The sequence below is a fragment of the Streptomyces calidiresistens genome (assembly GCF_014141525.1).
GTDB lineage: Bacteria > Actinomycetota > Actinomycetes > Streptomycetales > Streptomycetaceae > Streptomyces > Streptomyces calidiresistens.
On sequence record NZ_VKHS01000270.1, the window covers coordinates 1 to 6,340 of the forward strand.

A 6,340-nucleotide genomic window follows, 5' to 3' on the forward strand; every position below is an offset into this window, starting at 1 on the left:
ACCCCGCCCGGGTGCTGCGCTGGGGCCGCCAGCTCGACATCCGCCCCATCACCCGCCCCGACCCCGACCGTGAGGGAGACGGTCCGTTGACCGATGCGGCGGTGGCCTCCTACGTCGCCAAGTACGCCACCAAGGGCGCCGAGACCACCGGCACCCCCGACCACCGGATCGGGGAGATCGCCGAACTCGACCGCCTGGCCCTGCCCGACCACACCCGCCGCCTGATCCACGCCTGCCGCGACCTCGACCCCGCCTACCCCGACCGCCGCCTGTGGGCCTGGGCCCACATGCTCGGCTTCCGGGGCCACTTCTCCACCAAATCCCGACACTACTCCACCACCCTCGGCACCCTCCGCCAGGCACGCGCCGACTACCGGGCGGCCGAACAACGCGAACACCTCGACCTACCCGAAGACGCCTCGACCCTGGTCCTGGCGCACTGGAGCTACGCCGGATCGGGCCACTCCCCCGGCGAGTCCTGGCTCGCCGCCTCCATCGCCCGAGACCTGCGCATCGGCCGGGAAGTCGCCCGCGAACAACTCCTCGAACTCCGGGCCCGGGAGGGAACCGCATGAGCCGCGACCTGCCCGCCCGCTACCTCACCCCCCTCGACCTCGCCGACCTCCTGGGCGTGCCCGTGGAGACCGTCTACCAGTGGCGCCGCAAGCGCACCGGCCCCCGCGGCTTCCGCGTCGGCCGACACCTGCGCTTCGACCCCGAGGACGTGCGCCGCTGGGTCGCCTCCCGCATCGAGGAGACCGTCTGATGGCCGGACACATCCAAGACCGGTGGTTCCGGGTGGAGAAAGGACCGGACGGCAAGACGGTGAAGGTCAAGACGCCCCGGCACGGCTTCGGGATGCGCTACCGGGCGCGCTACATCGGCCCGGACGGTACCGAGAAGTCCAAGAGCTTCCCCGACCGTCAGAAGCGGGAGGCGGATGCGTGGTTGGCGCGTACCCGGGCCGACATGGAACGCGGGCAGTACATCGACCCCGCCGCCACCCGCACGACCTTCCAGCAGTACGCGACGGCCTGGCTCGCCTCCCATACGAGCGACCCGAACACCCGGATCGCCATGGAGATCCGGCTACGGCTCCACGTCTTCCCCCGTATCGGCTCCCGGCCGCTGTCGTCCTTCCGGCCCTCTCACATCCGCGAGCTGGTGCACGCCCTGGAGACCAGTGAGATCGAGGGGGGATACGCCCGGACCATCTACAGCAACGTTCGGGCCTGCCTGAGTGCGGCGGTCGATGACGGCTACCTGCCCCGCAATCCCTGCTCGGCGAAGTCGGTGAAGCCCCCGGCGGTCGAGAACAGTCGGGTGGTGCCCTGGACGCCGAACCAGGTGGCTGCGGTTCGGGCTGCCCTCCCCGAGCGGTATCGCGCGATGGTGGACCTCGGCGCCGGGTGCGGGCTCCGCCAGGGGGAAATCCTCGGCCTGGGCCAGGACGTCATCGACTTCGAGTCGAACACCGTGCGGGTGGTGCGACAGCTCAAGCTCATCAACGGACGGGCCATGTTGGCTCCGCCGAAAGGCGACAAGGAGCGTGACGTTCCCCTGCCCTCCTCGGTGGCCTCGGCGCTGCAAGAACACATGAAGCGGCACAGGCCGGTGCCGATCACGCTGCCGTGGCGAAGGTGGGGCGGAGAGGCCGTCAGGGTGCCCCTACTGTTCACCAACACCCGGGGCGGGATCGTGTGGCGCGGCAACTTCAACGCGCACGTCTGGAAACCGGCATTGGCGACGGCGGGAGTCATCCCGGAAGCGACTCCGGACGGCTCGTACGTCTCGGCCCGGGAACACGGGATGCACGCCCTGCGGCACTTCTACGCCTCAGTACTCCTGGACGCCGGGGAGAGCATCAAGGCGGTGAGCGAGTACCTGGGCCACTCCGACCCGGCGATGACACTTCGGGTCTACGCACACCTGATGCCGAGCAGTCGCGAGAGGACGCGCAGGGTTATAGATCGCACACTCCGGAATGCGCAGTGAGCCACATCACACAAGTAACCCATCGAAGCTTTTCGAGTGGCCCCCATGGCCCCACATTCCATCGGATTCGACCTCCAGAGGGTTTTGAATCTTGGAATCCAAGGAAGTCGCAACAATAAATCGCAACACATGTTGCGATTTATCAATTGCACATTCGAAAGCAAGGCATTAAGAAGGGTAAGGCTCGGTATGGTGAGCAGAGAAAGCCGCCCACAGCCAGGCCAATGCCTGTGGGCGGCAAGGTTCCGTCTTCGGCTAGGAAGTAGGCACCCACTCCACTATGAATGATCGCTCGCCGCAACTCCATCCGCCCCCATGGCTCACCGGCACTACCTATGTCAGCGCCCTCCTGGGAGGCGTCGCGCTCATCTCCACCGGGAGCGCTACTCCCGCTGAGGCTTCCGGTTACGTGGCGCCCTTCCTGCTCCTCTACGAGAGGATGCTCCACCGTCACCGCAGTAGCTAACGCGCCTCAGACGGCCCGGGGACGGCCCGGACGACACAAGACGGCCCCCTGCCAGACGGAAACGTGCTGGTGGGGGGCTTCTCGTTGCCCTCTCCGGGTGAGTTCTCCGGGTGCAGGCATAACCGCTCCAGTGTCGCAGATCAACAGCGACGCTCCGGGGCGTCCCCGCACGGCCCGGGCCGTGCGGGGGTCGGGAACTCAGGAACCGACGAAGACGAGCAGCAGGATCCAGACCACGGGGGCGGTCGGCAGGAGCGAGTCCAGACGATCCATGATCCCGCCGTGGCCCGGCAGCAGGGTGCCCATGTCCTTGATGCCGAGATCCCGTTTGATCATGGATTCGCCCAGATCACCGAGGGTGGCGCTGGCCGCCACCGCCAGACCCAGCAGGATCCCCTGCCACCAGGTCCCCCCGTCGATCAGGAACTCCATGCACAGCGCGCCGGTCACCACGGCCGCCACCACGGCGCCGAGGAGACCCTCCCGGGTCTTGCCGGGGCTGATGCGGGGGGCCAGCCGGCGCCGGCCGAACTTCCACCCCACCGCGTAGGCACCGGTGTCGCTGACCACGGTGAGGAGCAGGAAGACCAGCACGCGCCAGGCCCCGTCCTCGGCGGTGAGCATCATGGTGACGAACGTCGCGAGGAAGGGGACGTAGAAGACCGCGAAGACACCGGCGGTCACGTCCCGCAGGTAGTTCTCCGGGGGTCCCAGCAGTCGCCACGCCGGCACGGCGAGGGCCGTGGCCGCGGCGGTCAGCCAGGCGGCGGGGGGTCCCCCCGCGTAACCGGCCACCACCATCGCGGCACCGCCGAGCGCCAACGGCGGCAGGGGCACCGAGATGCCCTTGGTCTCCGAGAAACGGGAGGCCAGCTCCCACACGCCGACCACGGCCGCCGCCGCCACCACGGCGACGAAGGCCGGGCGGTACAGGAAGAGGGTCGTGAGGATGACGACGCCCAGCCCCACCCCGACCCCGATGGCGGCGGGAAGGTCGCGCCCGGCGCGCCTGCGGCGGTGCGTCCCGTTGTCGGAAGGGCTCACCGGGTGGCCGTGCCGGTCATCGGGACGCTCCTCGCGCTGTTCGGTTCGGTGGTTTCCGGCGTGGTCCCTCGACCGGCCGGGGTGGGGGATGGGTGACCTGCCCGGGATCCGCGACGCGTCCCCCGCTTCGACGCCGGCACCGGTCGGTGGGTGGACGAGGTGCTCGGGGGTCGATCGCGGTGACTCGTTCATCGGTGCTTTCCGTTCGCACGCGCCCCGGGAGGCACCGGGGTCGCGCTGTTCCGGGTGCGGGACGTGCCTCACACCTCGAGGAGTTCGGCTTCCTTGTGCTTGAGCAGTTCGTCGACCTGCGCCACGTACTTGGCGGTGGTGTCGTCGAGCTCCTTCTCACCGCGCCGGCCCTCGTCCTCGCCGACCTCGCCCTCCTTGACGGCCCGGTCGATGATCTCCTTGGCCTTGCGGCGGACGCCGCGAATGGAGATCTTCGCGTCCTCGGCCTTGGAACGGGCGACCTTGATGAACTCGCGGCGCCGCTCCTCGGTCAGCTCGGGGAAGACGACCCGGATGATGTTGCCGTCGTTGGACGGGTTGACGCCCAGGTCGGAGTCGCGGATGGCCTGCTCGATGTTGCGCAGGGCGCTCTTGTCGAAGGGCGTCACCACGGCCATGCGGGGTTCGGGCACGGAGAACGACGCGAGTTGGTTGATGGGGGTCATCGCACCGTAGTACTCGGCGACGATCTTGTTGAACATGGCCGGGTGCGCACGACCGGTACGGATCGCGGCGAAGTCGTCCTTGGCGACGACCACGGCCTTCTCCATCTTCTCCTCGGCCTCGAGGAGAGCTTCTTCGATCACCACGTGCTCCTGATTCGGTGTGTGGAGCGGGCCGTTCAGGCCCGCCGGCCCTGGCTGTTCACGAGTGTGCCGATCTTCTCACCCCGAACCGCCCGGGCGATGTTGCCCTCCGCGAGCAGTTCGAAGACGAGGATCGGCAGGCTGTTGTCACGGCAGAGCGTGATGGCGGTGGAGTCGGCGACGCGGAGATCGCGGGTGATGACCTCGCTGTAGTCGAGGGCGTCGAAGCGGACCGCCTCGGGATTCTTCGCCGGATCGGAGTCGTAGACCCCGTCCACGCCGTTCTTGCCCATCAACAGCGCCTCGGCGTGGATCTCCAGGGCGCGCTGGGCGGCGGTGGTGTCGGTGGAGAAGTAGGGCATGCCCATGCCGGCGCCGAAGATCACGACCCGGCCCTTCTCCATGTGGCGAATGGCACGGAGCGGGATGTAGGGCTCGGCGACCTGACCCATCGTGATCGCGGTCTGGACCCGGGAGTCGATGCCCTCCTTCTCCAGGAAGTCCTGGAGCGCGAGGCAGTTCATGACCGTGCCCAGCATGCCCATGTAGTCGGACCGGGCCCGATCCATGCCGCGCTGCTGGAGCTGGGCCCCGCGGAAGAAGTTGCCGCCGCCGAGGACGACGGCGATCTGCGCCCCCTCCCGCACGACGGCGGCGATCTCCCGGGCGATCTTGTGGACGACGTCCGGGTCGACGCCGAGCCCTCCGCCTCCGGCGAACGCCTCTCCGGAGAGCTTCAGCAGGAAGCGGGAGGGGCGGCCGGATCGATGGTCCGTCCTCGGTGCGGGGGCGTCTTCGTTCATGGGCTCTCCTGGTGCACATGCGAAGGAGGCCATTGCCGGTGGATCCTCGCGGTTCCCTGGCTCGGCAATGGCCTCCTGCTCACGACTGCGTGGTCCGGGTCCGCGTCCGAACGGCCGGTTCGGGCCACTGCACCCGGACGGGCCCGGATGCGATGCCGGTGTCGGACGGCGCGCCGCGGGTCCCTCCGGGGCCCGTCCGAGGGGTGCTCCGGACGGGACCGCGGCACGCCCGACAATAGCGGCCCGGGAGCCCGGGCGCGGCCGACCGTCGAACGCGCGCGCGTCGGTCGGGGCTTCAGGCGCCGACGCGGAAGCGGGCGAAGCCCTTCAGGGTGACGCCGGCCTCGTCGAGGACCTTGCGCACGGTCTTCTTGTTGTCCTTGGCGAAGGGCTGGTCGAGGAGGGTGTTCTCCTTGAAGAAGCCGTTCACCCGGCCCTCGACGATCTTCGGCAGGGCTGCCTCGGGCTTGCCCTCCTCGCGGGCGGTGGCCTCGGCGACGCGACGCTCGTTCTCCACGGTCTCCGCCGGAACGTCCTCGCGGCTGAGGAACTTGGGCGCGAAGGCGGCGATGTGCTGCGCCACGTCCTTGGCGACACCGGCCTCCGGCTTGTCCAGCTCGACCAGCACACCGACCTGGGGGGGCAGGTCGGGGTTGGTGCGGTGCAGGTAGGTGCCCACGTAGCCACCGGTGAAGCGTGCGAAGCGGTCCAGCACGATCTTCTCGCCGAGGGTGGCGTTGGCCTCGTCCACGTAGGCGCGAACGGTCTTGCCGTCCTCGATCTCGGAGGAGAGCAGGGCCTCGATGTCGGCGGGGGCGGCGGAGGCGACGTGCTCGGCGATGTTCTTGGCGACGGCCTGGAACTTCTCGCCCTTGGCGACGAAGTCGGTCTCGCACTTGAGCTCGACCAGCACGCCGGAGGTGTTGTCGTCGGCCAGGAGCGCGACCACGGCACCGTTCTCGGCGGTGCGGCTCTCGCGCTTGGCGACGCCCTTCTGTCCCTTGACCCGGAGGATCTCGACGGCCTTCTCGACGTCACCCTCGGCCTCGGTCAGGGCCTTCTTGCAGTCCATCATGCCGGCGCCGGTCAGCTCACGGAGCTTCTTGACGTCGGCGGCGGTGAAGTTCGCCATGGTGGTGTGATTCTCTTCCCGGGATGTCGGTGGGGTGGGATCGCGCCGGGGAACGGCGGGCGGCGATCGGTCCGATCAGGCC

The 6,340-nt window shown here is 69.0% G+C and carries 8 protein-coding genes; 4 read left to right on the plus strand and 4 right to left on the minus strand.

Features of this window, described 5'->3' with window-relative positions:
* The 4 genes from FOE67_RS12955 to FOE67_RS12970 all read left to right on the plus strand — a co-directional run.
* On the plus strand, positions 1–575 hold a 575-nt coding region (locus FOE67_RS12955), incomplete at its 5' end, for a replication initiator (protein ID WP_323384857.1).
* Positions 572–766 carry a helix-turn-helix transcriptional regulator gene (locus FOE67_RS12960; RefSeq protein ID WP_182663759.1) on the plus strand — a complete coding sequence of 65 codons (195 nt, stop codon included), beginning with the start codon at positions 572–574 and terminating at the stop codon, positions 764–766. The genes FOE67_RS12955 and FOE67_RS12960, both read left to right, overlap by 4 nt.
* On the plus strand, positions 766–1,995 hold the full coding sequence (locus FOE67_RS12965; protein WP_182663761.1) for a tyrosine-type recombinase/integrase: 1,230 nt from the start codon (positions 766–768) through the stop codon (positions 1,993–1,995). The genes FOE67_RS12960 and FOE67_RS12965 overlap by 1 nt, the downstream gene beginning before the upstream one ends.
* A gap of 280 nt (positions 1,996–2,275) precedes the next feature.
* Positions 2,276–2,461, plus strand: coding sequence for a hypothetical protein (locus tag FOE67_RS12970; protein ID WP_182663763.1), 186 nt, complete (start codon positions 2,276–2,278; stop codon positions 2,459–2,461).
* Between the two features lie 198 nt (positions 2,462–2,659).
* On the opposite strand, the gene FOE67_RS12975 is transcribed toward FOE67_RS12970, so the two are convergent.
* From FOE67_RS12975 to tsf, 4 genes are all read right to left on the minus strand, one after another.
* Positions 2,660–3,697, minus strand: a complete 1,038-nt coding sequence (locus FOE67_RS12975; protein WP_182663765.1) for a phosphatidate cytidylyltransferase — start codon at positions 3,695–3,697, stop codon at positions 2,660–2,662.
* 68 nt (positions 3,698–3,765) lie between these two features.
* Complete coding sequence (gene frr, locus FOE67_RS12980) at positions 3,766–4,323, minus strand: ribosome recycling factor (protein WP_182663767.1); 558 nt, start codon at positions 4,321–4,323, stop codon at positions 3,766–3,768.
* Positions 4,324–4,358: 35 nt separating this feature from the next.
* Positions 4,359–5,126: a UMP kinase gene (gene pyrH / locus FOE67_RS12985; protein ID WP_182663769.1), complete on the minus strand. Its 768-nt coding sequence runs from the start codon at positions 5,124–5,126 to the stop codon at positions 4,359–4,361.
* Positions 5,127–5,421: 295 nt separating this feature from the next.
* Positions 5,422–6,258: a translation elongation factor Ts gene (gene tsf / locus FOE67_RS12990; protein WP_182663771.1), complete on the minus strand. Its 837-nt coding sequence runs from the start codon at positions 6,256–6,258 to the stop codon at positions 5,422–5,424.
* Positions 6,259–6,340: the final 82 nt, after the last annotated feature.

Coding starts and splice junctions, on each gene's coding strand:
- FOE67_RS12960 (WP_182663759.1), top strand. CDS start 572: ATGAGCCGCGACCTGCCCGCCCGCTACCTCACCCCCCTCGACCTCGCC.
- FOE67_RS12965 (WP_182663761.1), top strand. CDS start 766: ATGGCCGGACACATCCAAGACCGGTGGTTCCGGGTGGAGAAAGGACCG.
- FOE67_RS12970 (WP_182663763.1), top strand. CDS start 2,276: ATGAATGATCGCTCGCCGCAACTCCATCCGCCCCCATGGCTCACCGGC.
- FOE67_RS12975 (WP_182663765.1), bottom strand. CDS start 3,697: ATGAACGAGTCACCGCGATCGACCCCCGAGCACCTCGTCCACCCACCG.
- pyrH (WP_182663769.1), bottom strand. CDS start 5,126: ATGAACGAAGACGCCCCCGCACCGAGGACGGACCATCGATCCGGCCGC.
- tsf (WP_182663771.1), bottom strand. CDS start 6,258: ATGGCGAACTTCACCGCCGCCGACGTCAAGAAGCTCCGTGAGCTGACC.